The organism is Escherichia sp. WS3227_2, from assembly GCF_046486495.1.
Lineage (GTDB): Bacteria > Pseudomonadota > Gammaproteobacteria > Enterobacterales > Enterobacteriaceae > Escherichia > Escherichia coli.
In genome coordinates this window covers 60,608-86,029 of the sequence record NZ_JBJQLG010000014.1, presented here as the reverse complement: position 1 = coordinate 86,029, position 25,422 = coordinate 60,608, and the positions used below count along the sequence as shown (strand labels likewise).

26 protein-coding genes are annotated in these 25,422 nt (G+C 51.4%); 10 read left to right on the top strand and 16 right to left on the bottom strand.

The window, feature by feature from the left end:
- The first annotated feature begins 9 nt into the window (after positions 1–9).
- The 5 genes from entB (at position 10) to ACJHXB_RS19015 (ending at position 4,646) form a co-directional block, all read left to right on the top strand.
- Positions 10–867 (top strand): enterobactin biosynthesis bifunctional isochorismatase/aryl carrier protein EntB, encoded by an 858-nt coding sequence (gene entB, locus ACJHXB_RS19035; RefSeq protein WP_410233526.1) that lies wholly within the window; start codon positions 10–12, stop codon positions 865–867.
- Positions 867–1,613, top strand: coding sequence for a 2,3-dihydro-2,3-dihydroxybenzoate dehydrogenase EntA (gene entA / locus ACJHXB_RS19030; RefSeq protein WP_000347633.1), 747 nt, complete (start codon positions 867–869; stop codon positions 1,611–1,613). The genes entB and entA overlap by 1 nt, the downstream gene beginning before the upstream one ends.
- Positions 1,614–1,615: 2 nt before the next feature.
- Positions 1,616–2,029, top strand: a complete 414-nt coding sequence (gene entH, locus ACJHXB_RS19025; RefSeq protein WP_000637953.1) for a proofreading thioesterase EntH — start codon at positions 1,616–1,618, stop codon at positions 2,027–2,029.
- A 180-nt stretch (positions 2,030–2,209) separates the two neighbouring features.
- Positions 2,210–4,315, top strand: a complete 2,106-nt coding sequence (cstA, locus tag ACJHXB_RS19020; protein ID WP_001043146.1) for a pyruvate/proton symporter CstA — start codon at positions 2,210–2,212, stop codon at positions 4,313–4,315.
- 133 nt (positions 4,316–4,448) lie between these two features.
- On the top strand, positions 4,449–4,646 hold the full coding sequence (locus ACJHXB_RS19015; RefSeq protein ID WP_000460431.1) for a YbdD/YjiX family protein: 198 nt from the start codon (positions 4,449–4,451) through the stop codon (positions 4,644–4,646).
- 9 nt (positions 4,647–4,655) lie between these two features.
- On the opposite strand, the gene hcxA is transcribed toward ACJHXB_RS19015, so the two are convergent.
- Entirely contained in the window at positions 4,656–5,744 is a 1,089-nt protein-coding gene (hcxA, locus tag ACJHXB_RS19010) for a hydroxycarboxylate dehydrogenase HcxA (RefSeq protein WP_001120402.1), read from the bottom strand.
- Between the two features lie 108 nt (positions 5,745–5,852).
- Between hcxA and ybdL the strand changes: the two genes are divergently transcribed.
- Entirely contained in the window at positions 5,853–7,013 is a 1,161-nt protein-coding gene (gene ybdL, locus ACJHXB_RS19005) for a methionine-oxo-acid transaminase (RefSeq protein ID WP_000183921.1), read from the top strand.
- Here ybdL and ACJHXB_RS19000 read toward each other — a convergent pair whose 3' ends face one another.
- The 4 genes from ACJHXB_RS19000 to dsbG all read right to left on the bottom strand — a co-directional run bounded on the left by ACJHXB_RS19000 (position 7,014) and on the right by dsbG (position 10,840).
- Complete coding sequence (locus ACJHXB_RS19000; RefSeq protein ID WP_001605123.1) at positions 7,014–7,643, bottom strand: IbrB-like domain-containing protein; 630 nt, start codon at positions 7,641–7,643, stop codon at positions 7,014–7,016.
- Entirely contained in the window at positions 7,616–8,836 is a 1,221-nt protein-coding gene (locus tag ACJHXB_RS18995; protein WP_000029824.1) for a phosphoadenosine phosphosulfate reductase, read from the bottom strand. The genes ACJHXB_RS19000 and ACJHXB_RS18995 overlap by 28 nt, the downstream gene beginning before the upstream one ends.
- Before the next feature lie 146 nt (positions 8,837–8,982).
- Positions 8,983–9,885 (bottom strand): DNA-binding transcriptional repressor CitR, encoded by a 903-nt coding sequence (gene citR / locus ACJHXB_RS18990; protein WP_000002465.1) that lies wholly within the window; start codon positions 9,883–9,885, stop codon positions 8,983–8,985.
- A gap of 208 nt (positions 9,886–10,093) precedes the next feature.
- A complete protein-coding gene (gene dsbG, locus ACJHXB_RS18985) occupies positions 10,094–10,840 on the bottom strand; it encodes a thiol:disulfide interchange protein DsbG (protein WP_001469131.1) in 747 nt (248 codons plus the stop codon).
- A 371-nt stretch (positions 10,841–11,211) separates the two neighbouring features.
- Between dsbG and ahpC the strand changes: the two genes are divergently transcribed.
- Together ahpC and ahpF are read left to right on the top strand one after the other, a co-directional pair.
- Positions 11,212–11,775, top strand: a complete 564-nt coding sequence (gene ahpC, locus ACJHXB_RS18980) for an alkyl hydroperoxide reductase subunit C (RefSeq protein ID WP_000052796.1) — start codon at positions 11,212–11,214, stop codon at positions 11,773–11,775.
- 170 nt (positions 11,776–11,945) lie between these two features.
- Positions 11,946–13,511, top strand: coding sequence for an alkyl hydroperoxide reductase subunit F (gene ahpF / locus ACJHXB_RS18975; protein WP_001314555.1), 1,566 nt, complete (start codon positions 11,946–11,948; stop codon positions 13,509–13,511).
- A gap of 120 nt (positions 13,512–13,631) precedes the next feature.
- Here ahpF and uspG read toward each other — a convergent pair whose 3' ends face one another.
- From uspG to citC, 11 genes are all read right to left on the bottom strand, one after another.
- Positions 13,632–14,060, bottom strand: coding sequence for a universal stress protein UspG (uspG, locus tag ACJHXB_RS18970; RefSeq protein ID WP_000278505.1), 429 nt, complete (start codon positions 14,058–14,060; stop codon positions 13,632–13,634).
- 123 nt (positions 14,061–14,183) lie between these two features.
- Positions 14,184–14,273 (bottom strand): small membrane protein YldA, encoded by a 90-nt coding sequence (gene yldA / locus ACJHXB_RS18965; protein ID WP_001287361.1) that lies wholly within the window; start codon positions 14,271–14,273, stop codon positions 14,184–14,186.
- Between the two features lie 142 nt (positions 14,274–14,415).
- Positions 14,416–14,826 carry a nucleoside diphosphate kinase regulator gene (gene rnk, locus ACJHXB_RS18960; protein WP_000089731.1) on the bottom strand — a complete coding sequence of 137 codons (411 nt, stop codon included), beginning with the start codon at positions 14,824–14,826 and terminating at the stop codon, positions 14,416–14,418.
- Positions 14,827–15,055: 229 nt separating this feature from the next.
- Positions 15,056–15,862: a ribonuclease I gene (gene rna, locus ACJHXB_RS18955; RefSeq protein ID WP_001298345.1), complete on the bottom strand. Its 807-nt coding sequence runs from the start codon at positions 15,860–15,862 to the stop codon at positions 15,056–15,058.
- A gap of 113 nt (positions 15,863–15,975) precedes the next feature.
- A complete protein-coding gene (gene citT / locus ACJHXB_RS18950) occupies positions 15,976–17,439 on the bottom strand; it encodes a citrate/succinate antiporter CitT (protein WP_000050344.1) in 1,464 nt (487 codons plus the stop codon).
- 50 nt (positions 17,440–17,489) lie between these two features.
- Positions 17,490–18,368 carry a triphosphoribosyl-dephospho-CoA synthase CitG gene (gene citG, locus ACJHXB_RS18945; RefSeq protein ID WP_000062438.1) on the bottom strand — a complete coding sequence of 293 codons (879 nt, stop codon included), beginning with the start codon at positions 18,366–18,368 and terminating at the stop codon, positions 17,490–17,492.
- Entirely contained in the window at positions 18,343–18,894 is a 552-nt protein-coding gene (gene citX, locus ACJHXB_RS18940) for a citrate lyase holo-[acyl-carrier protein] synthase (protein WP_000550422.1), read from the bottom strand. The genes citG and citX overlap by 26 nt, the downstream gene beginning before the upstream one ends.
- A 3-nt stretch (positions 18,895–18,897) precedes the next feature.
- The gene (gene citF, locus ACJHXB_RS18935) at positions 18,898–20,430 is read right to left on the bottom strand and encodes a citrate lyase subunit alpha (protein ID WP_000192239.1); all 1,533 of its coding nucleotides are present in this window, start codon (positions 20,428–20,430) and stop codon (positions 18,898–18,900) included.
- A gap of 10 nt (positions 20,431–20,440) precedes the next feature.
- Positions 20,441–21,349, bottom strand: a complete 909-nt coding sequence (gene citE / locus ACJHXB_RS18930) for a citrate (pro-3S)-lyase subunit beta (RefSeq protein WP_000622357.1) — start codon at positions 21,347–21,349, stop codon at positions 20,441–20,443.
- Complete coding sequence (gene citD / locus ACJHXB_RS18925; RefSeq protein WP_000700703.1) at positions 21,346–21,642, bottom strand: citrate lyase acyl carrier protein; 297 nt, start codon at positions 21,640–21,642, stop codon at positions 21,346–21,348. Before citD ends, citE begins: the two co-directional genes overlap by 4 nt.
- A gap of 14 nt (positions 21,643–21,656) precedes the next feature.
- Positions 21,657–22,715 carry a [citrate (pro-3S)-lyase] ligase gene (gene citC / locus ACJHXB_RS18920; RefSeq protein WP_000467705.1) on the bottom strand — a complete coding sequence of 353 codons (1,059 nt, stop codon included), beginning with the start codon at positions 22,713–22,715 and terminating at the stop codon, positions 21,657–21,659.
- A gap of 379 nt (positions 22,716–23,094) precedes the next feature.
- Here citC and dpiB point away from each other — a divergent pair, with 379 nt between their 5' ends.
- Positions 23,095–24,753, top strand: coding sequence for a sensor histidine kinase DpiB (gene dpiB, locus ACJHXB_RS18915; protein WP_001353363.1), 1,659 nt, complete (start codon positions 23,095–23,097; stop codon positions 24,751–24,753).
- On the top strand, positions 24,722–25,402 hold the full coding sequence (dpiA, locus tag ACJHXB_RS18910; RefSeq protein ID WP_000126507.1) for a two-component response regulator DpiA: 681 nt from the start codon (positions 24,722–24,724) through the stop codon (positions 25,400–25,402). Before dpiB ends, dpiA begins: the two co-directional genes overlap by 32 nt.
- Positions 25,403–25,422 lie beyond the last annotated feature (20 nt).

The window sequence follows — 25,422 nt, the reverse complement described above, 5'->3', positions numbered from 1 at the left end:
GAGAACACGATGGCTATTCCAAAATTACAGGCTTACGCACTGCCGGAGTCTCACGATATCCCTAAGAATAAAGTCGACTGGGCCTTTGAACCGCAACGTGCCGCGTTGTTAATCCATGATATGCAGGACTATTTTGTCAGCTTCTGGGGTGAGAACTGCCCGATGATGGCGCAGGTGATCGCGAATATTGCGGCATTACGCGACTACTGCAAACAGCACAATATCCCGGTTTATTACACCGCCCAGCCGAAAGAGCAAAGCGATGAAGATAGGGCGCTGTTGAATGATATGTGGGGGCCGGGCCTGACCCGTTCGCCGGAACAGCAAAAGGTGGTGGATCGCCTGACGCCAGATGCCGACGACACGGTGCTGGTGAAGTGGCGCTACAGCGCGTTTCATCGTTCCCTGCTGGAGCAAATGCTGAAAGAGAGTGGACGTAACCAGCTGATTATTACCGGCGTATATGCCCACATTGGCTGTATGACCACCGCAACGGACGCATTTATGCGCGATATTAAACCGTTTATGGTGGCAGATGCGCTGGCCGATTTCAGCCGTGACGAGCATTTGATGTCGCTGAAATATGTGGCCGGACGGTCTGGCCGGGTGGTGATGACTGAAGAATTACTGCCAGCACCTGTCCCCGCCAGCAAAGCGGCGCTGCGTGAGGTGATCCTGCCGTTGCTGGACGAGTCCGATGAACCGTTCGATGACGACAACCTGATCGACTACGGTCTGGATTCGGTGCGCATGATGGCGCTGGCAGCGCGTTGGCGCAAAGTGCATGGCGATATCGACTTTGTCATGCTGGCGAAAAAACCGACCATCGACGCCTGGTGGAAGCTACTTTCCCGCGAGGTGAAATAATGGATTTCAGCGGTAAAAATGTCTGGGTAACTGGCGCGGGGAAAGGTATCGGCTACGCCACGGCGCTGGCGTTTGTTGAGGCGGGAGCGAAAGTCACTGGTTTTGATCAAGCGTTCGCGCAGGAGCAATATCCCTTTGCGACCGAAGTGATGGATGTTGCCGATGCTGCGCAGGTGGCGCAGGTATGTCAGCGACTGTTAGCTGAAACGGAGCGACTGGACGTGCTGGTCAATGCGGCGGGAATATTGCGCATGGGCGCGACCGATCAGCTCAGTAAGGAAGACTGGCAGCAGACTTTTGCGGTCAATGTCGGCGGTGCGTTTAACCTGTTCCAGCAGACCATGAACCAGTTTCGCCGTCAGCGGGGCGGGGCGATTGTTACTGTTGCGTCCGACGCCGCACACACGCCGCGCATTGGTATGAGTGCTTATGGCGCGTCGAAAGCGGCGCTGAAAAGCCTGGCGTTGAGCGTTGGGCTGGAACTGGCGGGTAGCGGCGTGCGCTGTAATGTGGTTTCGCCAGGCTCCACCGACACCGATATGCAACGCACGCTGTGGGTAAGCGATGACGCCGAAGAGCAGCGTATTCGCGGCTTTGGCGAGCAGTTTAAACTTGGCATTCCGCTGGGGAAAATCGCCCGTCCACAGGAGATCGCCAACACGATTTTGTTCCTCGCCTCTGACCTCGCCAGCCATATCACCCTACAGGATATTGTGGTAGATGGCGGCTCGACGCTGGGGGCATAAGCATGATCTGGAAACGCCATTTAACGCTCGACGAGCTGAACGCCACCAGCGATAACACAATGGTGGCGCATCTGGGAATTGTGTATACCCGTCTGGGCGATGATGTGCTGGAAGCCGAAATGCCGGTTGATACCCGTACTCATCAGCCGTTTGGCCTGTTGCATGGCGGCGCGTCGGCGGCGCTGGCGGAAACGTTGGGATCGATGGCCGGATTTATGATGACCCGCGACGGACAGTGTGTGGTGGGCACGGAACTTAACGCCACCCATCATCGCCCGGTGTCTGAAGGCAAGGTACGTGGCGTCTGCCAGCCGCTGCATCTTGGGCGGCAAAATCAGAGTTGGGAAATTGTTGTTTTCGATGAACAGGGGCGGCGTTGCTGCACTTGTCGGCTGGGTACGGCAGTTTTGGGATGAGCCCGACAGAATTAAATGAGATTGCAGGAAAACTCGGTTAACGGAGTGATCGAGTTAACATTGTTAAGTTAAATATTGGTTTCAACTCCGATTTACATGGTTGCTGTGTTGTTAAATTGTACAAAGATGTTATAGAAACAAAATGTAACATCTCTATGGACACGCACACGGATAACAACTATGAACAAATCAGGGAAATACCTCGTCTGGACAGTGCTCTCTGTAATGGGAGCATTTGCTCTGGGATACATTGCTTTAAATCGTGGGGAACAGATCAACGCGCTGTGGATTGTGGTGGCGTCGGTCTGTATCTATCTGATCGCTTACCGTTTTTATGGCCTGTATATCGCCAAAAATGTGCTGGCGGTTGACCCGACGCGTATGACGCCAGCTGTGCGCCATAACGACGGGCTGGACTATGTGCCGACGGACAAGAAAGTGCTGTTCGGTCACCATTTTGCGGCCATTGCCGGAGCAGGCCCGCTGGTGGGGCCGGTGCTGGCGGCGCAAATGGGTTACCTGCCGGGGATGATCTGGCTGCTTGCCGGGGTGGTTCTCGCCGGTGCGGTGCAGGATTTCATGGTGCTGTTTGTTTCTACGCGCCGCGACGGTCGCTCGCTGGGTGAGCTGGTCAAAGAAGAGATGGGGCCAACCGCCGGGGTGATTGCGCTGGTGGCCTGCTTTATGATCATGGTCATTATCCTTGCCGTGCTGGCGATGATCGTGGTGAAAGCCCTGACTCATAGCCCGTGGGGAACGTATACCGTTGCGTTCACCATTCCGCTGGCGCTGTTTATGGGGATCTACCTGCGTTATCTGCGTCCGGGGCGTATTGGCGAAGTGTCGGTGATTGGCCTGGTATTCCTGATTTTCGCCATTATCTCTGGCGGCTGGGTGGCAGAAAGCCCGACTTGGGCACCGTACTTTGACTTTACCGGCGTGCAGCTGACCTGGATGCTGGTGGGTTACGGCTTCGTGGCGGCGGTGCTGCCGGTGTGGTTGCTGCTGGCCCCGCGTGACTACCTCTCTACCTTCCTGAAAATCGGGACTATCGTCGGTCTGGCGGTAGGCATTCTGATCATGCGCCCGACGCTGACCATGCCTGCGCTGACCAAGTTTGTTGATGGCACTGGCCCGGTATGGACCGGTAACCTGTTCCCGTTCCTGTTTATCACCATCGCCTGTGGCGCGGTGTCTGGCTTCCATGCGCTGATCTCTTCCGGTACCACGCCGAAGATGCTGGCGAACGAAGGGCAGGCGTGTTTTATCGGCTACGGCGGGATGTTAATGGAATCCTTCGTGGCGATTATGGCGCTGGTTTCCGCCTGTATCATCGATCCAGGTGTGTACTTCGCTATGAACAGCCCGATGGCGGTGCTGGCTCCGGCAGGTACGGCGGATGTGGTCGCTTCTGCAGCGCAAGTGGTGAGTAGCTGGGGCTTTGCGATTACCCCGGATACGCTAAACCAGATTGCCAGCGAAGTGGGTGAACAGTCGATCATTTCCCGTGCGGGCGGTGCGCCGACCCTGGCGGTGGGGATGGCCTACATTCTGCACGGCGCGCTGGGCGGCATGATGGATGTGGCGTTCTGGTATCACTTCGCCATTCTGTTTGAAGCACTGTTTATTCTGACGGCGGTGGATGCGGGTACGCGTGCTGCGCGCTTTATGTTGCAGGATCTGCTGGGCGTGGTGTCTCCGGGCCTGAAACGGACCGATTCACTGCCTGCTAACCTGCTGGCAACGGCGCTGTGCGTACTGGCGTGGGGCTACTTCCTCCATCAGGGCGTGGTCGATCCGCTGGGCGGTATTAACACTCTGTGGCCGCTGTTTGGTATTGCCAACCAGATGCTGGCAGGAATGGCGCTGATGCTTTGTGCCGTGGTGCTGTTCAAAATGAAACGTCAACGTTACGCCTGGGTGGCGCTGGTACCAACGGCCTGGCTGCTGATTTGTACCCTGACCGCTGGCTGGCAGAAAGCGTTTAGCCCGGATGCGAAAGTCGGCTTCCTGGCGATTGCTAACAAGTTCCAGGCAATGATCGACAGCGGCAATATTCCGTCGCAGTATACTGAGTCACAACTGGCGCAACTGGTATTCAACAACCGTCTGGATGCCGGGTTAACCATCTTCTTTATGGTGGTCGTGGTGGTTCTGGCGCTGTTCTCGATTAAGACGGCACTGGCGGCATTGAAAGAGCCGAAGCCAACGGCGAAAGAAACGCCGTATGAGCCGATGCCGGAAAATGTCGAGGAGATTGTGGCGCAGGCAAAAGGCGCGCACTAAAGTCAGAGTGAGGGAGAATGTTGGCATAGTGCCGAGGGTTCCCCCTCACCCTAACCCTCTCTCCTGTGGGGCGAGGGGACTGACAGAGCGCGTTGATAGCACTCTCTCAGCAACCTGTTTACCGGAGGTATTAATGTTTGATTCACTGGCAAAAGCCGGAAAATATTTAGGTCAGGCGGCGAAGCTGATGATTGGTATGCCTGATTACGACAACTATGTCGAACATATGCGGGTTAACCATCCCGATCAAACGCCGATGACCTACGAAGAGTTTTTCCGTGAGCGGCAGGACGCGCGCTACGGTGGAAAAGGCGGCGCGCGCTGCTGCTAAATATGTACGTCAGGCTTTAAACGATTCCACTTTTTCGAACGCTGCACGCAACGTATCTGGTGTCAGCGTGACCGGCAGGTAATGAATGGATTCCACCGGACGTAAGGTGTGGGCAATCACTTTGTCGATCTCCGCCTGATTATTGATATCCACTTCCAGCTCCGCCAGCGTAGTCGGCAGATGAAAACGCTGATACGCCCCGGTTAATTGCGCCAGCACATCATCCTGACCCAGCAAGGCGCTTTGCACCAGAATTCCGTAGGCGACTTTGGTGCCGTGGAGAAACTTCTCGGTTTGCGGCAGCACGGTCAGACCGTTATGCACGGCATGGGCCGCCGCCACACGCGTAAAACGATCGCCCAGACCACCGACCATTCCACCTCCGGCGATAATCGCATCCACCACATCGCAAAATGATTGCGTTAACTGTTGATTTTGCTGATCGGCAAGCGCCTGTTCGCTATTGTTTAACAATACGTCGCGAATGGCCTGCGCATTATTGATCCCCAGCCGTACGGTTAACGGCAACGTTTCTGGTTGTGGGGCCAGCACCACCGCTTCATACCATTTCGCCAGCGTGTCACCGATCCCCGCCAGCAGATATTCTTGCGGCGCGTTGAGGATAATCTCCGGTTCCACCAGCACCATAAAATTGGCGTCGTCGAAAATCTCATAATGCAGCGCCTGTCCGGCATCGTTATACCAGACGGAGAGCGGTGTCCAGGCGGCGCAGGTAGCGGCGATCGTCGGAACGCCAACAAATGACAGACCGAGACGGCGGGCGAGGGCTTTCGCGGTGTCGAGCAGTGCGCCGCCGCCGACGCCAATCACCACGCTGCGGTCGTCACCGGAGTCAACCGCCAGTTTCTGTACATCGCTTTCGCTGCAATGACCGCGAAACAAAATATGCTTTGCCCCTGGCAGTTCAAACGCTGGCGGAAGTTTGGTTTGCGCCGCAGCAATGGCGCGTTCGCCGTAGATCCACACCGCGTGAGAAAGCTGTTCATCAGTGAAAAAATCGTGCAGGTGATTGAAACTTCCTGGATGTGAAAAGTAGTTAGCCGGGCCGACGACCACGCGGATAGGATTGTGAGGCATGTTGTGTTGTCCTTATTGTTTTATTTAGACATCTAAACGTCTTGATTGCCAAATACTAGCATCGTGTTATAGTGCCTTCAACACGCAACTTCGTCAGGTACAATAAAAATGACAAATAACCCTCTGATTCCACAAAGCAAACTTCCACAACTTGGCACCACTATTTTCACCCAGATGAGCGCGCTGGCGCAGCAACACCAGGCGATTAACCTGTCGCAAGGCTTTCCTGATTTTGATGGTCCGCGCTATTTGCAGGAGCGGCTGGCGTACCACGTTGCCCAGGGGGCAAACCAATACGCGCCTATGACTGGCGTGCAGGCCTTGCGCGAGGCGATTGCTCAGAAAACGGAACGTCTGTATGGCTATCAACCGGATGCCGATAGCGATATCACCGTAACGGCAGGGGCGACGGAAGCGTTATATGCAGCGATTACCGCATTGGTGCGCAATGGTGATGAAGTGATCTGCTTTGATCCCAGCTATGACAGTTACGCGCCCGCCATCGCGCTTTCGGGGGGAATAGTGAAACGTATTGCACTGCAACCACCGCATTTTCGCGTGGACTGGCAGGAATTTGCCGCATTGTTAAGCGAGCGCACCCGACTGGTGATCCTCAACACCCCGCATAACCCCAGTGCAACTGTCTGGCAGCAGGCTGATTTCTCCGCTCTGTGGCAGGCGATCGGCGGGCACGAGATTTTTGTCATTAGCGATGAAGTTTACGAGCACATCAACTTTTCACAACAGGGCCATGCCAGCGTGCTGGCGCATCCGCAGCTGCGTGAGCGGGCGGTGGCAGTTTCTTCATTTGGCAAGACCTATCATATGACCGGCTGGAAAGTGGGTTATTGCGTTGCGCCAGCGCCCATCAGCGCTGAAATTCGCAAGGTACACCAGTATCTGACCTTTTCGGTGAATACCCCGGCACAGCTGGCACTTGCGGATATGCTACGTGCAGAACCTGAGCATTATCTTGCGTTACCGGACTTTTATCGCCAGAAACGCGATATTCTGGTGAATGCTTTAAATGAAAGCCGGCTGGAGATTTTACCGTGTGAAGGTACATACTTTTTGCTGGTGGATTACAGCGCGGTTTCTACCCTGGATGACGTTGAGTTTTGCCAGTGGCTGACGCGGGAGCACGGTGTAGCGGCGATTCCGCTGTCGGTGTTTTGCGCCGATCCCTTCCCCCATAAACTGATTCGTCTCTGTTTTGCCAAGAAGGAATCGACGTTGCTGGCAGCAGCTGAACGCCTGCGCCAGCTGTAGTTATTTAACCGTCCAGGCGCGGGAAAATTGACGGTCGGCAAACAGTTCTTGCAGGCCGTTAATTTGCTTCAGGCGCAGCACTTCGTCGCCGTCCATTCCCAGCTCTTTGCCGATTTTATGATCGTCCCATCCCAACTGGCTGAGTTCACGGACGATTTCTGACATGGCAGTGATTTGGTGACGTCCACGGGCGCGATTATGACGAATAGTCGCGGCTATGCGTTGATTACGCGTACCTTCCAGACAGGTCACCGGCAAATAACCTTTTAAGCGTAATTTTAACGATGATGAGCCTTTACCAATTTCATGGCGATGAAAACCATCCACGATTTCCAGGACATTTTTATCCGTATGCGTGACCACAATGGGTTGGGTAAAACCATCTATTTCAATGGATTTTTTCAGCAGTTTTTTTTCGGGTGGTGCCACGTTGTTTGGGTTGTAATCATTAGGCATAAGTTGGCTGTTTTTAACCCACAGAACGCAATCCACTGGCTCTTCTCGAAAGGGGCTAACCTGATGGATCGCCATGCGGATTTCATTAATCGCTTTGATGCGATCGTCTTCCGGCAAGCTGGCGAGAAATTGGGTTAAATCCTGCGTTAATCGTTGTTGCATAGTATCCCCCATTCCTGACGTTTTCCTTTTATCCGTTCGTTATAACGCTGATAGTTCTTCGCTTTGGTCGGGCTAAATGATAATGCCCGACACCAGTAATCGTTATTGAGTAAAACTTTGCATATCCGCCGCCAGGAGGGGATATCTTTCGCGCCAATGTCCCCTTGCTGGGTTTGTGGAACCTCGATGCCTTTTTTCTGATACCAGTGCAAATAAATGGCGATTTTATTGCGGTAATGCTCAGCTGTTTTTTCCGGCATGCTATTGAGCAGCAATAATGCATATTCTTGCCAGTCTAAATGTTCCGGCTTGAGGATTTTACGATGGCCATAAAAATGGTTGTCATGTCCGGCGTAAATGCCGCCACTTTTTACCCCGCTGACTCGTGCGCACATAGCAGCCCAGCGATCCGGTTCGATAACGTGATAGAGCCATAATCCTTGTCGTTGCTCCGGGCCAAAAGGTTCGCAAATTCGCATATGACGCAGAGGAACGCCTGCCTGATACATTAGGTTATACAGTGGGTTGCAGAGACTTTGATGATTTGCATACCAGGTCCAGATATCAGCCACTTTCCAGTCGTAAATGGGGTAAATGTACCAGCTATGACCGCCTGGTGCGGCCGTAGTCCAGGGTTTATCGTCGGCAAAACGTTGTTTATTTAAACTGGCGATGGCGACAAAACGGTTGTAGGACTCATCCGCACGGATGCCGATCATCATCGCCGCCGGACGTTTTTGTGAAAACCATTCAGCAAACTCACGCACAAATTGTTCGAAGGTCATGCCTGGCTGGTAAAAGGAGAAAAAGTCAGGATCGGTTATCGCATCTTGCGGGGGCTGACGCACCCATTCGACATCAGGTTCCCAGCACTGCCATTCGGGTTGGTATTGTGAAAGGGAATTTTGCGTCGTAAGCGGGAGCGCAACCCAGTAAAACTCTTCGATCACATCGGTGTACAACTCGCGCAGGGACTGAACATAGTTAATGGTGCAAGAGAATTGCGCCTCCCAGTCGATAAACAAAACGCAGATTTTTTTGCCCATTTGTCGAGCAAGTTCGGCTGTCAGATGCAGCATTAAACCAGAGTCTTTGCCGCCAGAAAATGAGACACAAACGCGGGGTAGGGTGTTAAGTGTCCAGGTAATACGCTCTCGTGCAGCTTCCAGAATATTGAGCGGAAGAGGAATTTTATAAATAGACATCTGAAGACGCTCTCTGAACGTTACAGGGTGATCAGTGAGATAAGACTGTTAATTATAAAGTAAACACTAAAAAGCAGAGTGTTTTATTTTTCATTCGCGCTGTGAATAAATAGGTGAAAGTTATAGTAGCTGTCTGAAATTATATATCAAAAACACTCATTTAGACGGTCAATAAATCGTGAGAACACCAGATTGTTTAAAGAAGATTTATTATAGGAAATGTAAAGCTTTATTGAAGGTAACGGATGTTCTAGTTTTATCTCTTTTAAATTAAGAAAGTCACGGTGGGAGTTATAAAGTTCATAGGGGACTATTCCCAGTAAATCTGTAACTGCAATGCTATTAATGATTGTCAGCAAAGAGGAACCACGAAATGAAATTTTGCGATTCATAAACTTCTCGTCTATTTCCATTTGAATATCATCAACTCCTGCTGATTTGGATATTAATTGGGTGAACTCTTCTGCCATAATTTGTTCATAAGTGCTATTGTCAGTAATTCGCGGATGCTTATTACTACAAATTAGAGTATTGCGAATTGTATGCAATGGCATGCAAATGACGGAACGGCTGATCACTGGCATTTGGGTGATCACCAGATCGGCTTTGCGGTGAACCAACAGTTCTTCAGCATTCTCTGCTGACATGAGGATATCATGGCACTCAATCTCGACAGAGGCATCTTGCCGTAGGCAGCGGATCAGCATACTATTATTAGAGCAAGAAATGAGCTGAGGACCGTAGATAATAAAGTTTTTCTTTAGTTCGGACTTATTGACTATATTAATTGTTTGTTCAAGGCCTCTGAGATTTTTCTCAAGATGGTGATGCAGATTTAACCCTGTCGTCGTCGGCGCGATACCTTTTCCTGAGCGAATGAATAAAGGATCATTAAATTGCGCACGTAAGCGTTGTAACGACTGGCTCACGGCTGACGGGGTGATATATAGTGATTCAGCAGCCTTGCTAATGCTTAAATGCTGATAAATACACTCAAATATGACAAGAAGATTTAAGTCGAACTTTTTCAAGTCGTAGAGATTGGCCATACACTACTCCGGTTATATTTTTCTTCCATGATATATTCACTTAATCAATGTTTTTTGCGTATATATTTTTATTGATTATGTTTTTTTGCTTAACTCAGAATTAAGTTTTTCTAAAATAGCACAGCCACTTAGGGCAGAGCGAGCAATTCATGCTTTTTTAGGATGGTTGAAAAATAGGGATATATTTCAACCATCCATGAATTATCTTTTATTTATTCCCCATAATGATATTAAGCGTTTTCTGATCGGGCAACCCCACGGCCTGTTGCAGTGTATTTTCCTTACTCATGTAGTAGATAGCTGGTGTGACATTTGCCCCCAGATCGTCCATCAGTTTCTCGTTATCGCTTAACACTTTCATTTGCTCTGTACTTACGTTTGCAGGCACGTTTAGCTTAAGCTTGCCACCAGAGGCTTCATATTCTTGCCAGGTTTTTGCGGGATCTTTGGCGGCAAGAATTGCCGCTGCTGTCGCCGGGCTTTCTGGCTTGATAACGCCAACCAACAATGTTCTTAATTGCACTTTGCCAGAATCTACCCACGGGCGAGCCTGCTGCCAGAACTGTTTACAATATGGGCAAAACGGATCGGCGAAGACGTAGACAATGACCGGCGCATCTTTTTTACCGTCGAGGAGCCAGTGGGATTGTTCCATCCGTTGCCACATTTCGCGTCCGGCTGGTGCGTAAATTTCTTTTTCGATAAGTGTGTTACTCAGGTTTTCACCTTTCTCGTTGTACATGTAACCGGAGATAGCGTGCTTACCATCTGGAGTCAGGTAGATGGTGACGCCCATATCCTGATACTTTCCGAGATAACCTTTCATTCCTCCGGGAGCATCGAACGTTTTGATGATTGTAATGCCCTGTTTTTCAATCGCTTTTACTGGGGCAGGAAGTTCCTCTGCGAAGGCGATTGCAGGAAGCAGAGCCAGTAAAAGTATCTTTTTTAACATTAATTTGTCCTTTTCAGTCAGTGCAAAAGTCGGGTAAAAGGCATAACCTATCACTGTCATAGGTAAGAGCTTAGATCAGGTGATTGCCCTTTGTTTATGAGGGTGTTGTAATCCATGTCGTTGTTGCATTTGTAAGGGCAACACCTCAGCCTGCAGGCAGGCGCTGAAGATACCAAAGGGTAGTTCAGATTACACGGTCACCTGGAAAGGGGGCCATTTTACTTTTTATCGCCGCTGGCGGTGCAAAGTTCACAAAGTTGTCTTACGAAGGTTGTAAGGTAAAACTTATCGATTTGATAATGGAAACGCATTAGCCGAATCGGCAAAAATTGGTTACCTTACATCTCATCGAAAACACGGAGGAAGTATAGATGTCCTTGATTAACACCAAAATTAAACCTTTTAAAAACCAGGCATTCAAAAACGGCGAATTCATCGAAATCACCGAAAAAGATACCGAAGGCCGCTGGAGCGTCTTCTTCTTCTACCCGGCTGACTTTACTTTCGTATGCCCGACCGAACTGGGTGACGTTGCTGACCACTACGAAGAACTGCAGAAACTGGGCGTAGACGTATACGCAGTATCTACCGATACTCACTTCACCCACAAAGCATGGCACAGCAGCTCTGAAACCATCGCTAAAATCAAATATGCGATGATCGGCGACCCGACTGGCGCCCTGACCCGTAACTTCGACAACATGCGTGAAGATGAAGGTCTGGCTGACCGTGCGACCTTCGTTGTTGACCCGCAGGGTATCATCCAGGCAATCGAAGTTACCGCTGAAGGCATTGGCCGTGACGCGTCTGACCTGCTGCGTAAAATCAAAGCAGCACAGTACGTAGCTTCTCACCCAGGTGAAGTTTGCCCGGCTAAATGGAAAGAAGGTGAAGCAACTCTGGCTCCGTCTCTGGACCTGGTTGGTAAAATCTAAATTTCCTTCGTCTTTCGCGCTACCAACTCCGGCGCGAAATACTTCGGAAATTCACCTAATTCTTCGGGTGCTGCGGCACCCGATTTTCTTCCCCGCACCATGATGCAAGCTGCATCCAGGTAGCCGCAGAGGCCGCTTGCATGATGATGTTTAAAGCCCAGGAGATAAACATGCTCGACACAAATATGAAAACTCAACTCAAGGCTTACCTTGAGAAATTGACCAAGCCTGTTGAGTTAATTGCCACGCTGGATGACAGCGCTAAATCGGCAGAAATCAAGGAACTGTTGGCTGAAATCGCAGAACTGTCAGACAAAGTCACCTTTAAAGAAGATAACAGCTTGCCGGTGCGTAAGCCGTCTTTCCTGATCACCAACCCAGGTTCTAACCAGGGGCCACGTTTTGCAGGTTCCCCGCTGGGCCACGAGTTTACCTCGCTGGTACTGGCGTTGTTGTGGACCGGTGGTCATCCGTCGAAAGAAGCGCAGTCTCTGCTGGAGCAGATTCGCCATATTGACGGTGATTTTGAATTCGAAACCTATTACTCGCTCTCTTGCCACAACTGCCCGGACGTGGTGCAGGCGCTGAACCTGATGAGCGTACTGAACCCGCGCATCAAGCACACTGCAATTGACGGCGGCACCTTCCAGAACGAAATCACCGATCGCAACGTGATGGGCGTTCCGGCAGTGTTCGTAAACGGGAAAGAGTTTGGTCAGGGTCGCATGACGTTGACTGAAATCGTCGCCAAAATTGATACTGGCGCGGAAAAACGTGCGGCAGAAGAGCTGAACAAGCGTGATGCTTATGACGTATTAATCGTCGGTTCCGGCCCGGCGGGTGCAGCGGCAGCAATTTACTCCGCACGTAAAGGCATCCGTACCGGTCTGATGGGCGAACGTTTTGGTGGTCAGATCCTCGATACCGTTGATATCGAAAACTACATTTCTGTACCGAAGACCGAAGGCCAGAAACTGGCAGGTGCGCTGAAAGTTCACGTTGATGAATACGACGTTGATGTGATCGACAGCCAGAGCGCCAGCAAACTGATCCCGGCAGCGGTTGAAGGTGGCCTGCATCAGATTGAAACAGCTTCTGGCGCGGTACTGAAAGCACGCAGCATTATCGTGGCGACCGGTGCAAAATGGCGCAACATGAACGTTCCGGGCGAAGATCAGTATCGCACCAAAGGCGTGACCTACTGCCCGCACTGCGACGGCCCGCTGTTTAAAGGTAAACGCGTAGCGGTTATCGGCGGCGGTAACTCCGGCGTGGAAGCGGCAATTGACCTGGCGGGTATCGTTGAGCACGTAACGCTGCTGGAATTTGCGCCAGAAATGAAAGCCGACCAGGTTCTGCAGGACAAACTGCGCAGCCTGAAAAACGTCGAAATTATTCTGAATGCGCAAACCACGGAAGTGAAAGGCGACGGCAGCAAAGTCGTTGGTCTGGAATATCGCGATCGTGTCAGCGGCGATATTCACAACATCGAACTGGCCGGTATTTTCGTCCAGATTGGTCTGCTGCCGAACACCAACTGGCTGGAAGGCGCAGTCGAACGTAACCGCATGGGTGAGATTATCATTGATGCGAAATGCGAAACCAACGTGAAAGGCGTGTTCGCAGCGGGTGACTGTACAACGGTTCCGTACAAGCAGATCATCATCGCCACTGGCGAAGGTGCCAAAGCCTCTCTGAGTGCTTTTGACTACCTGATTCGCACCAAAACAGCATAAGAAGAAGTAAGATTCACCTGCAATTGCTTAGCCGCCGGGGTCAAACCTGGCGGCTTTTTTATGGCAATAAAAAGCCCCGCCGGGATGGCTCCGGGCAGGGCGGGATATTTATTCTGGCAATTAACGCACAACCAGCACCGGCAGATTGGCGTGGCGGATCACGCTCGAGGCGTTAGAACCTAACAGATGGGTCGAAATCGATGGGTTGCGAGAACCGATAACTACAACATCAGCCCCCAGTTCTTCTGCCAACTCATTGACTTCATCCCGCACGCTACCAAAACGGACATGTTGCTTAATGCGGGAAGGATCGATGGTGAAGTGGCTGACCATCGTTTGCAGACGTTCTTCTGCTTCATGTTGCAGATGCTCTTCAAAACGACGCACATCAGCGGCAAAACGGTGCAGGCTCAGGCTGGCTGACCCCGGTAGTACGTGAAGTAGATGAATAACTCCGTCATCCTGGGCGAGGAATTCAGCGTGGCGAACCGCTTTGTCGCTCAATTCCATTTCGAAAACATCCACTGGCATGATGATTGTTTTGTACATAAGCATTCTCTCCTTGTTTTTGCATGTATACATAACAGCACATTATTGGTTATGAATCTATGATTTGCGAGGCTGATTTGATCTGAATTTGCTATTGAGCTGGAAAATAAATAAAACCAGGCGCTACCAGCGTTGTTCAAGGTATAGCACTGCAGCAACAATAATTGCTGCTATGAATATATAAAATGCAGTGATACCGAGAGCTTCGCTCATATGAGGTTCCGCAGATGAATAACCAGTTCAGATTAGAATGCTGCGCTTAAGAGCAAAATGATAAATCTGGTTGATATTTGAGCGGAAAGAGGATGCGAGTGCATCCTCTGGGCAAAGCGAGTTATCGCTTGTGCAGATGGGATTAAAGCAGGTAGTCGCCAGCAGCTTCTGGCTGGTATTCGAGTTCCAGCACTTCAAGGTGGGTTGCAACGCCGCCCGGAAGTTCCCAGTGAATGGAATCGCCAACGCGCAGCCCCAGCAGTGCAGCACCTACCGGAGCCATAACGGAAAGCTGAGTATTGCTGTCGGTCATTTTTGCCGGATACACCAGCGTGCGCACACGCACTTCGCCATCGCTAAGATTGCGGAATTTAACCCGGCTGTTCATTGTCACCACGTCGTGTGGCATCTCTTCTGGCGAACACATTTGGGCGCGATCCAACTCTGCGTTTAACGCGTCGGCGATTGGCAAACCAGCATAGGCGGGTTGCTCCAGCAGAATATCGATGCGTTCGGCATCCAGGTCGTTAATGATGATAGTTGGTCTGGACATTTTTACTCCATGTCGTCGGTACTGCGAGTGTCGCAGATAAACATACCCAAAAGAAAACCCTCACCGTCAGGCGGCGAGGGTTTAACTCACATGATGATACTGACTGTTGCTCACTCTTTGAAGTGATTTGCGTCACATTCAGGGAATTCCTCAATGTAGCGCATTATGTATAAATCTTAATCGTCATGGTTTATGGAAGACGAATTAGCGTGTTTTGTAAATCAGAGGATTAATAACCTGCTTTATCAATCACAAAGGTTTTGCCACAGTTGCCTGGGTGTGGTTGTGGCAAGAATGAGTTGGCAGAAAGCGGAGCGTTGATGGCGTCAGCTTTGATCGAGATCTGAATTTCAGTCAAATACGCAGGGTTACCCTGGCACGTTAGCTTAACTGCTTTCACGTTCTCTTTTCCCCAGCTTTTGGCAAAGGCGGCATCAAAGTCACGGCGGCTCACTGTGTTACCGTAGTTATCCGCAAGGAATTTTCCGGCTTCGCTCTCTTTAATTTCTTGATTCAGACGTACCATCGTGCCGAAGTATGCGTCTGGATCAAAACCAAAGCAGGCACCGTGTTTGGCATATTCGTAGCGTTCCAGGCAGGAACGTCCGCCAGCTCCTGGCATGACTTCACTTAGTTTAGCTGCCGTTTCCAGCGATAACCCGGTTTCCGGCGATGAACACATCCGGCTGGCACGTGCTTCTGGCAGATTCGGGATTGGGCGAGTAGCGCAACCGAAGCGCATCCAGCGGCGTTCATCAACACCACGGGCAGCAACCGATTTAGGCAATCCTGGCCACAGACCATGTACGGTCAGAAAATCAGCTTTGTTGGTCGTTTCGGTTTGCAGGCGACATTCATCTCGTTCGTTACGATTTCGATCGTGTTGACTCTGGCAAAATCCGGTTTGCCAGGAGAGGGCCAGGACATAGCGATCAAAATCGCCATACTGTTTTGCCTGCAACGCCACGGCGTTGGCAGAAGAGAAGGGAAGCAGAGAAACCGCGAGCAACGCGGCGTTACGCCAGAATGCTTTCATAATGGGTGTGGAACTCATACATATACTGAATACTATCTATTAAATCATAAAAAAGCCCGCCAGGTGGGCTTACCTGGCGGGCGTGATGATTTATTCAGCGTTTGGCGAACGTATTAGTTCCACATGGCGAGAATCGGCCAGCCAACCAACAGCAGCATAGAGATGTAAATCACCCCGAAGATTGCACCAAGTCGCCAGTAATCTTTTGATTTCACATAGCCACAGCCGTAAATAATCACCCCAGGACCGGTTGCATACGGCGTCAGACAGCCCATGATACCGATAGACAGCACCAGCAGGATACACAGTTGTTCCATTGGTACGCCCGGAATACCTTTACCGACGGCCAGAATAACCGGCAGCATGGTTGCGGTGTGCGCAGACAGGCTAGCAAACAGGTAGTGTGCAAAGTAGAACACCAGAACCAGTACAATCACCGTTGCGTTTGGTGAGAATCCTTCCAGGTGCGTACTCATGGTACCGGCGAACCAGTCAATAAAACCAGAACGAGTCAGGCCATTAGCCATCACAACCAGAGTTGCCAGGTTGACCAGTGTGTTCCATGCGCTGTTATAGCGGGTAATGTCTTTCCACGGCACAACGTGCAGGGCCAGCATTAGCGAAACTGCCAGCAGACCTACCGCAGTAGCATTAATGACTTCACTGCCAAATACCCACAAACCTAAGCTGAGCAATACAAGACCAATCAGCGTCCACTCTCTGCGTGTCAGCGCACCCATGGTTTTTAGTTCATCACCCGCCCAGGTTGCCACTTCTTCACTGTGTGTGATTTCCGGTTTGTACAGCACGTAGGAAAGCCACGGCGCAATGATAAGCAAGATAACCCCAACCGGCAGGAAGCAGAGGAACCACTGCAACCAGCTAATCTGGATACCGGCAATTTTGCTGACGAACTCCAGACCCAGTACGTTTGGTGCCGCACCGGTGACAAACATGGACGAACTCAGACTGGTACTAATGACCATCATCCACATCAAATAGCCGCCAATACGACGCGCGGACGGATCGTTCGGGAATGATTTAAACAGCGGCGGCAGGTTTTTAATGACCGGAAAAACCGTACCTCCGGTACGCGCGGTGTTGGACGGTGTAAACGGTGCCAGCAGAATGTCGATAATGACAATCGCATAACCCAACGTCAGCGTGCGTTTGCCCATGAATTTCACCAGGAAAAGGGCAATGCGCCGACCTAACCCGGAAACTTCATACCCTAATGCAAAAATAAATGCGCCAAATACCAGCCATACCGTGGTGCTGGAAAAACCAGCCAGACCCCATTTCAGCGCCTGTTTTTGCGCATTAAACGCTGGGTCAGCTAATTCTTTGGCATCAAAGAGCAGGTAATTACTGCCAATAACGCAAATAGTAACCGCAATAAAACTGATCGCTGTTGCCGGAATTGGCTCGAGGATCATGCCGACAATCATTGCCACAAACACAGCGAAGTAATGCCATGCCTGCGGTGGCATACCGTCGGGGACAGGGATAAGAAACATGACGCCCATCACCACCACTGGGGCCAATAGTTTCCATATATTATCTTTTGCTAAAGACATACGGGTTCTCCGAAAATTAATATTTCCAAATTTATCAAGTGCTTAAATAATTAAATTTGTGCTAAAAACCAGGTAAGGATCAGCAGGTCGGCACTGCCGCCTGGACTGAGATTTCGTTCGATACACTCCCTGTCGAACTGCCGGAGATAATCGAGATCGGCGGGGGTTCGAATGCCCCCTTTTTGCAATAATGTTTGCGCCTCGCGCTGTAGCCAGCGCAGGCCCCCCTCGCCACCGCGCGATGCAACGTTGGTATCGCCGTTGATCGCCATCAGTAGGAGCAAGGTATCGAGCAATGCCAGTTCAGGATTTAACCCCTGATCCAGCAGAGTGAGGTAATGCGGCAGGGCGTGGTTGATCACCAGTGGATAACCCGCTTCGGCTTCACCGCGTGCGCCGGTAAGGCCTAGCTGCTGGTACAACCGTTGACCTGCCGTCAGTTGTGAATTATTGGTACGCAGTTCGCGATCGGTCAGGCCACGGCAGAAACTTGCCGCCGTCGCACAAATGGTTATTGGCGTTACCGACTGGTTGAGTTGAAGCAAACGGCCAATTGCCGCACACAGTAGCCCTAAAGAAAAAATGCTGCCTTTATGCGTGTTTACGCCCGCAGTGGCGCGGAACATATCACCTTCGCAAGCCATACCAATTGGGCGTAATCCGTGGAGTACCGCTTCTGGTGCCATTTCAGCACTACAGGCACCAAATTCAATGAAACGGGGTAACCAGCCCTGAATCGCCAGCGCGCTGCGGTGGAAATCTTCCAGCGCCATATCTTTGTGCGCACCGCAGTTAATTCGATCCACGAGGCCTGGTTTCGGTGACAGATTGACTTCAGTCAGCATGGCGCGCCAGCCCAGCAGGGCGTACTCATCGATTAATGACGTCGCAAGCTTTGTGTTTTTAGTTGACGTTGCAGGCATCGACATCGTTCAGCAGCGCCTCCATGCGGTTGAGTAAATCGGTCAGTTGATGGGTTTTTCCACGCGCGCAAACAGCTGCGCTTTGCTCGCACAACAGGCAGCGGCGAGGCGGCAGTGAATAGTCGCGGCGGGAGAGAATTTCGCCTTCGGGTGTCAGGACATCGATATCCCATAACCGCCCGAGAGGATGACTATGTTCAAGCTCAATCGTGGCGAGCTTGAGGTCGCGAGCCGGGGCGGCAATGCTCAACATGCCCTCCGGCCCGCTGGCGGAAACCAGTGCAGCCTGCTCCTGAATTTGCCAGCCCTGTTTTGCGGCTAAGGCACGCAAGGCTGTCACGCCATGATTAAAAATTCGGCGTGTGACCTCGCTGTCTTTAATCGGCCCAGGCGCAACCACGGTAAAGGAGACCAGTGGAACAGGATGGCGCTTGAGCCAGACGTGTTGCCGTGCTTGCCTTTCATCCCGGCTGACGAGCAGCTCGGGAATTGACACCGCATGGTGGCTGGCGAGTTCAGGAAGCAGGTGCATGGCTTATTCCTTCACCTGATGCACAACATCGATCACCGAGCCATCGCGGTAACGCACAACGGCAACGACGCGGTCGGTGAATTCAATCGGCTGTGGTTCACCGGTCAGCAGACGCGCACGTTCACGCAGCCACTCAATAGAAACCACTTTGATCCCCGCTTCCTGCAGACGTTCTGCCAGTTCCGGACGTGCCGGGTTAACTGCGATACCGTGGTCTGTGACCAGAATATCGACACTGGAGCCCGGGGTGATGCAGGTCAGCACGTTATCCACCAGCGTCGGAATACGACCGCGTACCAGCGGCGCGACGATGATGGAAAGCGCAGAGGCAATCGCGGTATCGCAGTGACCACCGGAAGCACCACGCAGTACGCCGTCAGAGCCGGTCAGCACGTTAACGTTGAACTGGGTGTCAATTTCCAGCGCACTCAGTACCACCACGTCGAGACGATCAACCGATGCGCCTTTCGACCCCCAGTTAGCGTACTGGTTGGCGCTGATTTCGATGTGATTGGGGTTACGGGCCAGCGATTGCGCAGCATGGCTGTCAAAGCTCTGCACATCCAGCAGTTTGCGGATCAAACCTTTTTCGTGCAGATCAACCATCGTTGCGGTAATACCGCCGAGGGCGAAGTCGGCGCGAATATCGCGGCTACGCATTTTGTCTTCCAGGAAACGGGTTACCGCCAGCGAAGCGCCGCCGGTGCCGGTCTGCATGGAGAAACCTTCTTTGAAGTAGCCAGAGTTAACAATCACATCCGCAGCGCTACGGGCAATAAGCAGTTCGCGCGGGTTAGTGGTCATACGGGTAGCACCAGCGCCGATTTTTGCAGCATCGCCAACGCGATCAACTTTGACGATCAGATCAACCTGATCTTGCTCAATGCTTGCCGGATTATGCGGATAAGGCAGCAGTTCTTCGGTAAGCATCACGACCTGTTTTGCGTTGTCGGCATCAACCATTGCATAGCCGAGGGAGCCGCAGCAGGCTTTACCGGAGTAGCCGTTGGCATTACCGAATTCATCACAGGACGGGACGCCGAGGAAAGCCACATCGATATTCAGTTCGCCGCTCTGTACCAGATGCACACGTCCGCCGTGAGAGTGGATTTGCACCGGTTCCGCCAGCAGACCACGGGAGATTTCTTCCGCCAGTGGACCGCGCAGGCCAGAGGTATAAATGCGGGTAACCACGCCCTGGCGAATGTGTTCTACCAGCGGCGCATGGCAATCACTCAGGGAGCTGGAGGCCAGGGTCAGGTTTTTAAAGCCCATCTTCGCGATGACGTCCATCACCATATTGACGGTCAGGTCACCGCCACGGAAAGCGTGATGGAAGGAAACCGTCATACCGTCCTGTAAACCAGAGCGACGAATCGCTTCTTCCAGGTTGGCGCACAGTTTGCGATCGCGCGCTTTTTCAGCCTGGTAGGTTTGCTTTGGCGAGTTCTGGAAAGCGGCAAGATCGCATTCAGCGCGACGATTCCAGGCCGCTACCCGTTCTTGTCGTTGAGATTGTTCAATTTTCTGCGTCATTTTGATTGCCTTATTCTTCGCGGATGCCGGAAAGTTCTGCGCGGGAGAGCACCAGACGGGCGCGATCGATAACCGGACCGTCCACCATCTTGCCGTTCAGGGAAACCACGCCGAGGCCTTCGCGAGCGGCGGCTTCAGCGGCTTCTACGACGCGGCGGGCGTGATCCACTTCTTTCTGGGTCGGTGCGTAGAGGTTGTGCAGCAGATCAATCTGACGCGGGTTGATCAGCGATTTGCCGTCAAAGCCCAGCTGTTTGATGTGGGCGGCTTCTTGCAGGAATCCGGCTTCGTTATTAGCGTCGGAATAGACGGTATCGAACGCCTGAATACCCGCAGAGCGCGCGGCCTGCAAAATGGAACAGCGTGCGAACAGCAGTTCAGTTCCTTCCGGGGAGCGTTCTGTACGCAGGTTGCGCACATAGTCTTCTGCACCGAGGGCGATACCGATCAAACGCTCGGAAGCGTGAGCGATTTCCACTGCGCGGGTAATGCCCAGCGGGGATTCAATCGCTGCCAGCAGGCCGGTGCTGCCGGGTTCACGACCACAGGCTTTTTCGATGCGCAGGATCTCTTTTTCGATATCCAGAACATCCTGAGCGGTATCGGTTTTCGGCAGACGCACAACGTCCGCACCACCGCGAACGACGGCTTCCAGGTCGTTAACACCCCATTCGGAATCCAGCGCGTTTACACGCACAATGGTTTCAATATCGCGATACAGCGGATGTTGCAGCGCGTGGTAAACCATGCGGCGGGCTGTGTCTTTTTCACGCAATGCCACGGAGTCTTCGAGGTCAAACATCAGGGCATCAGCCGGGTAGATGAATGAGTTGCTGACCATCGCGGCATTGGCACCTGGCACAAACAGCATGCTGCGGCGGGTGCGAGTTTTACGTTGTTGCAGCGAAGCGGAAATCATTGGCAATCCTCCCATGGCAGAGCCGGGATACCGCTGGCGCGTGCCAGCAGGGCTTCCAGTCGTGCACGTAAAATGCAGTCCAGTGCGCCTTTGTCATCGACATTCAGCTGTACGCCGCGCACGTTGTAGCGGGCGAGAACGTCCAGAATGGTGGTGCGAATGGCATCGCCAAACTGTTTCTCAACGCTGCTGTTGATTTGCAGGTCGATATCCTGCGTATCGAGTGGGGCGATGCGTATCATCACATCCCCAGACTCAAGGGTGCCTGCAACGGCGGGCTGGTTTATTTTCATTTTTCACCTGTTTCTCATGCGGGGGTCTTTTGACGAGCTGCCGCGTCCTGGCGGGAGTGCTCAAGCAGGTTCTGCAAATAATGCAGCGTGACTGCAGGGACCAGCGGCGCGATAGCCGTGAGATCGTTTTTCGCCAGCAGTTGACGTACCCGGGAAGCGGATATCGGCATCTCCTGGTAACGCAGCCGCTCAATTTCAACCAGTTCGATGGGCGGTGCGGAGATAGTCGGCGTTTCCAGCCAGTAGCGCATATCCTGGTTGTACTGGGCGGTAACGCGACAAAAGGGTTCAGTACCGACAAAGCGGTGAGTTACACCCAGCGCGGGAGCGAGGTACTGACGGAAAATCTTCAGATCAATTTCGGTGTAACAATGGTTAATGACGCTCTGTTCTTTAATGAAGTAGCAAGGGAACGTAGCGCGGGAGATGATGTATTCGGAGCCGCGATGCACAGTCAGGCGTGGAATATCGGCGGTGCCTTTTAACACCAGATCCAGCCGGTCTTCATAGGGAAAGCGTGAAGAATCTTCTTTAACTAAAAACAGATGCAACCAGTCGCACTGTGCTGCAGCCTGTTGAATCAGATAACGGTGACCATTCGTAAAGGGATTGGCGTTCATCACAATGCAGCCAATCTTGTTCCCTGGATGACGAAATTTTTTCAGCGATTCGGCATAGCGTTTCAGTCGCGTGGCGCTGTTTTCCATCAGCACCATCACGCCGGGTACACTGGTCAGCGTGGAAAAACCGCACTGGCGGAACAGCGCCTCGTATTCGGTTTTGGTATAAATAAACAGATGCGTGCTGTGCCGCTCATAGGCGAGGTTAATTAGCTCGGTGGCTAATGTCAGCGCCAGTCCTTCACCGCGAACGGATTCACTGATAGCAACGCATTTAATAATATTTCCGGCAATTCCACCGCACGCGATAAGCTTTTCATCGCGGGTTACGGTAATAAATACTTCGACTGTGGTGTCAACGCTCAAATCATTTTCATGCAGGAATTGGGCGATTTCCGCCATTTTTTTATTTTCTGAACGTTTTACACGGGTGAAAATATCATTGCCGAACATAATAAATAGTATCCTGAAGGTGCATGTTGTTATCGATTTGCAACGAATGTTGTTCGATGTTGCAAACTGATAACCTTTTATTTTCACTTGGGAGAAAGGGGGGCGATCGAGGTATATCTTTTTCTCCTTTCGCTATACATCCTAAGGAGTATTGCAGCGTGAAATTTTGATTTATTTCACATAGAGTTAGTGGTTTTTTATTTATTTAATGGTTTTAAGTTTTTTAATTAATGTAATTACGAAATGACCCGCAGGTTTAAGTGATTTAATTGATTTAATGAATAAAATTTGCCACGATTATATTTAATATCTATGTATTTTGATTCAACATTTTAATTACATCCGTCAAAGAGGCTCGGGACAACCCGCAAGGAAAACAATGTTGCAGCTTAACGAGAATAAACAGTTTGCATTTTTCCAAAGACTGGCATTTCCGCTGCGTATCTTTTTGCTGATTCTGGTGTTCTCAATATTTGTCATTGCAGCCCTGGCGCAATATTTTACGGCCAGTTTTGAGGACTATTTAACGCTTCATGTGCGCGACATGGCAATGAATCAGGCAAAAATTATTGCTTCTAATGACAGTATCATCAGCGCAGTGAAAACGCGTGACTACAAGAGGCTGGCGACCATCGCTAACAAATTACAAAGAGATACTGATTTCGATTATGTGGTGATTGGCGATCGGCACTCGATTCGTCTTTACCATCCTAATCCGGAGAAAATTGGTTATCCTATGCAGTTCACCAAACCGGGCGCGCTGGAGAAAGGGGAGAGCTACTTCATCACCGGGAAAGGGTCAATTGGCATGGCGATGCGTGCCAAAACGCCAATCTTTGATGACGATGGAAAAGTCATCGGCGTGGTGTCGATTGGCTACCTGGTGAGTAAAATCGATAGCTGGCGGGCTGAGTTTTTATTACCGATGGCTGGCGTGTTTGTCGTGCTGTTAGGGATTCTGATGTTGCTATCGTGGTTCCTGGCCGCGCATATCCGTCGGCAGATGATGGGCATGGAGCCAAAGCAAATCGCACGCGTGGTCCGTCAGCAAGAGGCGCTGTTTAGTTCGGTTTATGAAGGGCTCATTGCGGTGGATCCGCATGGTTACATTACCGCCATCAATCGTAACGCAAGAAAGATGCTGGGTCTGAGTTCCCCCGGACGGCAATGGTTGGGTAAACCCATTGCTGAAGTGGTCAGGCCCGCCGATTTCTTTACCGAACAGATTGATGAAAAACGTCAGGATGTGGTGGCGAACTTTAACGGTCTGAGCGTTATTGCCAACCGGGAAGCTATTCGTTCAGGTGATGATTTGCTGGGGGCCATTATCAGCTTTCGTAGTAAAGACGAAATATCCACCCTCAATGCGCAACTGACGCAAATTAAACAATACGTCGAGAGCCTGCGCACATTGCGACACGAGCATCTCAATTGGATGTCGACGCTCAATGGTCTGTTGCAGATGAAAGAGTATGATCGCGTGTTGGCGATGGTGCAGGGGGAGTCTCAGGCCCAGCAACAGCTTATTGATAGCCTGCGCGAGGCGTTTGCCGATCGCCAGGTGGCGGGGCTGCTTTTTGGTAAAGTGCAGCGCGCCCGCGAACTGGGGCTAAAAATGGTCATCGTCCCCGGAAGTCAGCTTTCGCAACTGCCGCCAGGACTGGACAGCACCGAGTTTGCAGCCATTGTTGGCAATTTACTTGATAACGCCTTCGAAGCCAGCCTGCGTAGCGATGAAGGAAACAAGATCGTTGAATTATTCCTCAGCGATGAAGGCGATGATGTGGTGATTGAAGTCGCCGATCAGGGCTGCGGCGTTCCAGAGTCTCTACGAGACAAAATATTTGAGCAGGGTGTCAGTACGCGTGCTGACGAGCCCGGCGAACATGGCATTGGGTTGTACTTGATTGCCAGTTACGTAACGCGCTGCGGTGGTGTTATCACTCTCGAAGATAATGATCCCTGCGGTACCTTATTTTCAATCTATATTCCGAAAGTGAAACCTAATGACAGCTCCATTAACCCTATTGATCGTTGAGGACGAAACGCCGCTGGCAGAGATGCATGCGGAATATATTCGTCACATTCCCGGATTCAGTCAGATATTACTGGCGGGAAACCTGGCGCAGGCCCGAATGATGATCGAGCGTTTTAAGCCGGGGCTAATCTTGCTCGATAACTATCTTCCTGACGGTAGAGGGATTAATTTACTGCATGAACTGGTGCAGGCGCATTATCCCGGCGACGTGGTGTTTACCACTGCAGCCAGCGATATGGAAACGGTGTCTGAGGCCGTACGTTGTGGTGTATTTGATTATCTCATTAAGCCAATTGCCTATGAACGGATGGGGCAAACGCTAACCCGTTTCCGCCAGCGTAAACATATGCTGGAAAGTATTGATAGCGCCAGCCAGAAGCAAATTGATGAGATGTTTAATGCCTATGCTCGCGGTGAACCCAAAGACGAACTGCCGACCGGCATTGACCCCTTGACGCTAAACGCGGTGCGAAAACTGTTTAAAGAGCCTGGTGTGCAACATACGGCAGAAACGGTGGCGCAGGCACTGACTATCAGCCGCACCACTGCCAGACGTTATCTTGAATATTGCGCCAGCCGCCATCTGATTATTGCTGAAATTGTTCACGGCAAAGTTGGCAGACCGCAACGCATATACCACAGTGGGTGACATGATAAAGCCGGAGGAAA

Excerpts from the sequence above, each read along its gene's own strand:
- entB (WP_410233526.1), top strand. The coding sequence starts at position 10 with ATGGCTATTCCAAAATTACAGGCTTACGCACTGCCGGAGTCTCACGAT.
- entA (WP_000347633.1), top strand. The coding sequence starts at position 867 with ATGGATTTCAGCGGTAAAAATGTCTGGGTAACTGGCGCGGGGAAAGGT.
- entH (WP_000637953.1), top strand. The coding sequence starts at position 1,616 with ATGATCTGGAAACGCCATTTAACGCTCGACGAGCTGAACGCCACCAGC.
- cstA (WP_001043146.1), top strand. The coding sequence starts at position 2,210 with ATGAACAAATCAGGGAAATACCTCGTCTGGACAGTGCTCTCTGTAATG.
- ACJHXB_RS19015 (WP_000460431.1), top strand. The coding sequence starts at position 4,449 with ATGTTTGATTCACTGGCAAAAGCCGGAAAATATTTAGGTCAGGCGGCG.
- hcxA (WP_001120402.1), bottom strand. The coding sequence starts at position 5,744 with ATGCCTCACAATCCTATCCGCGTGGTCGTCGGCCCGGCTAACTACTTT.
- ybdL (WP_000183921.1), top strand. The coding sequence starts at position 5,853 with ATGACAAATAACCCTCTGATTCCACAAAGCAAACTTCCACAACTTGGC.
- ACJHXB_RS19000 (WP_001605123.1), bottom strand. The coding sequence starts at position 7,643 with ATGGGGGATACTATGCAACAACGATTAACGCAGGATTTAACCCAATTT.
- ACJHXB_RS18995 (WP_000029824.1), bottom strand. The coding sequence starts at position 8,836 with ATGTCTATTTATAAAATTCCTCTTCCGCTCAATATTCTGGAAGCTGCA.
- citR (WP_000002465.1), bottom strand. The coding sequence starts at position 9,885 with ATGGCCAATCTCTACGACTTGAAAAAGTTCGACTTAAATCTTCTTGTC.
- dsbG (WP_001469131.1), bottom strand. The coding sequence starts at position 10,840 with ATGTTAAAAAAGATACTTTTACTGGCTCTGCTTCCTGCAATCGCCTTC.
- ahpC (WP_000052796.1), top strand. The coding sequence starts at position 11,212 with ATGTCCTTGATTAACACCAAAATTAAACCTTTTAAAAACCAGGCATTC.
- ahpF (WP_001314555.1), top strand. The coding sequence starts at position 11,946 with ATGCTCGACACAAATATGAAAACTCAACTCAAGGCTTACCTTGAGAAA.
- uspG (WP_000278505.1), bottom strand. The coding sequence starts at position 14,060 with ATGTACAAAACAATCATCATGCCAGTGGATGTTTTCGAAATGGAATTG.
- yldA (WP_001287361.1), bottom strand. The coding sequence starts at position 14,273 with ATGAGCGAAGCTCTCGGTATCACTGCATTTTATATATTCATAGCAGCA.
- rnk (WP_000089731.1), bottom strand. The coding sequence starts at position 14,826 with ATGTCCAGACCAACTATCATCATTAACGACCTGGATGCCGAACGCATC.
- rna (WP_001298345.1), bottom strand. The coding sequence starts at position 15,862 with ATGAAAGCATTCTGGCGTAACGCCGCGTTGCTCGCGGTTTCTCTGCTT.
- citT (WP_000050344.1), bottom strand. The coding sequence starts at position 17,439 with ATGTCTTTAGCAAAAGATAATATATGGAAACTATTGGCCCCAGTGGTG.
- citG (WP_000062438.1), bottom strand. The coding sequence starts at position 18,368 with ATGTCGATGCCTGCAACGTCAACTAAAAACACAAAGCTTGCGACGTCA.
- citX (WP_000550422.1), bottom strand. The coding sequence starts at position 18,894 with ATGCACCTGCTTCCTGAACTCGCCAGCCACCATGCGGTGTCAATTCCC.
- citF (WP_000192239.1), bottom strand. The coding sequence starts at position 20,430 with ATGACGCAGAAAATTGAACAATCTCAACGACAAGAACGGGTAGCGGCC.
- citE (WP_000622357.1), bottom strand. The coding sequence starts at position 21,349 with ATGATTTCCGCTTCGCTGCAACAACGTAAAACTCGCACCCGCCGCAGC.
- citD (WP_000700703.1), bottom strand. The coding sequence starts at position 21,642 with ATGAAAATAAACCAGCCCGCCGTTGCAGGCACCCTTGAGTCTGGGGAT.
- citC (WP_000467705.1), bottom strand. The coding sequence starts at position 22,715 with ATGTTCGGCAATGATATTTTCACCCGTGTAAAACGTTCAGAAAATAAA.
- dpiB (WP_001353363.1), top strand. The coding sequence starts at position 23,095 with ATGTTGCAGCTTAACGAGAATAAACAGTTTGCATTTTTCCAAAGACTG.
- dpiA (WP_000126507.1), top strand. The coding sequence starts at position 24,722 with ATGACAGCTCCATTAACCCTATTGATCGTTGAGGACGAAACGCCGCTG.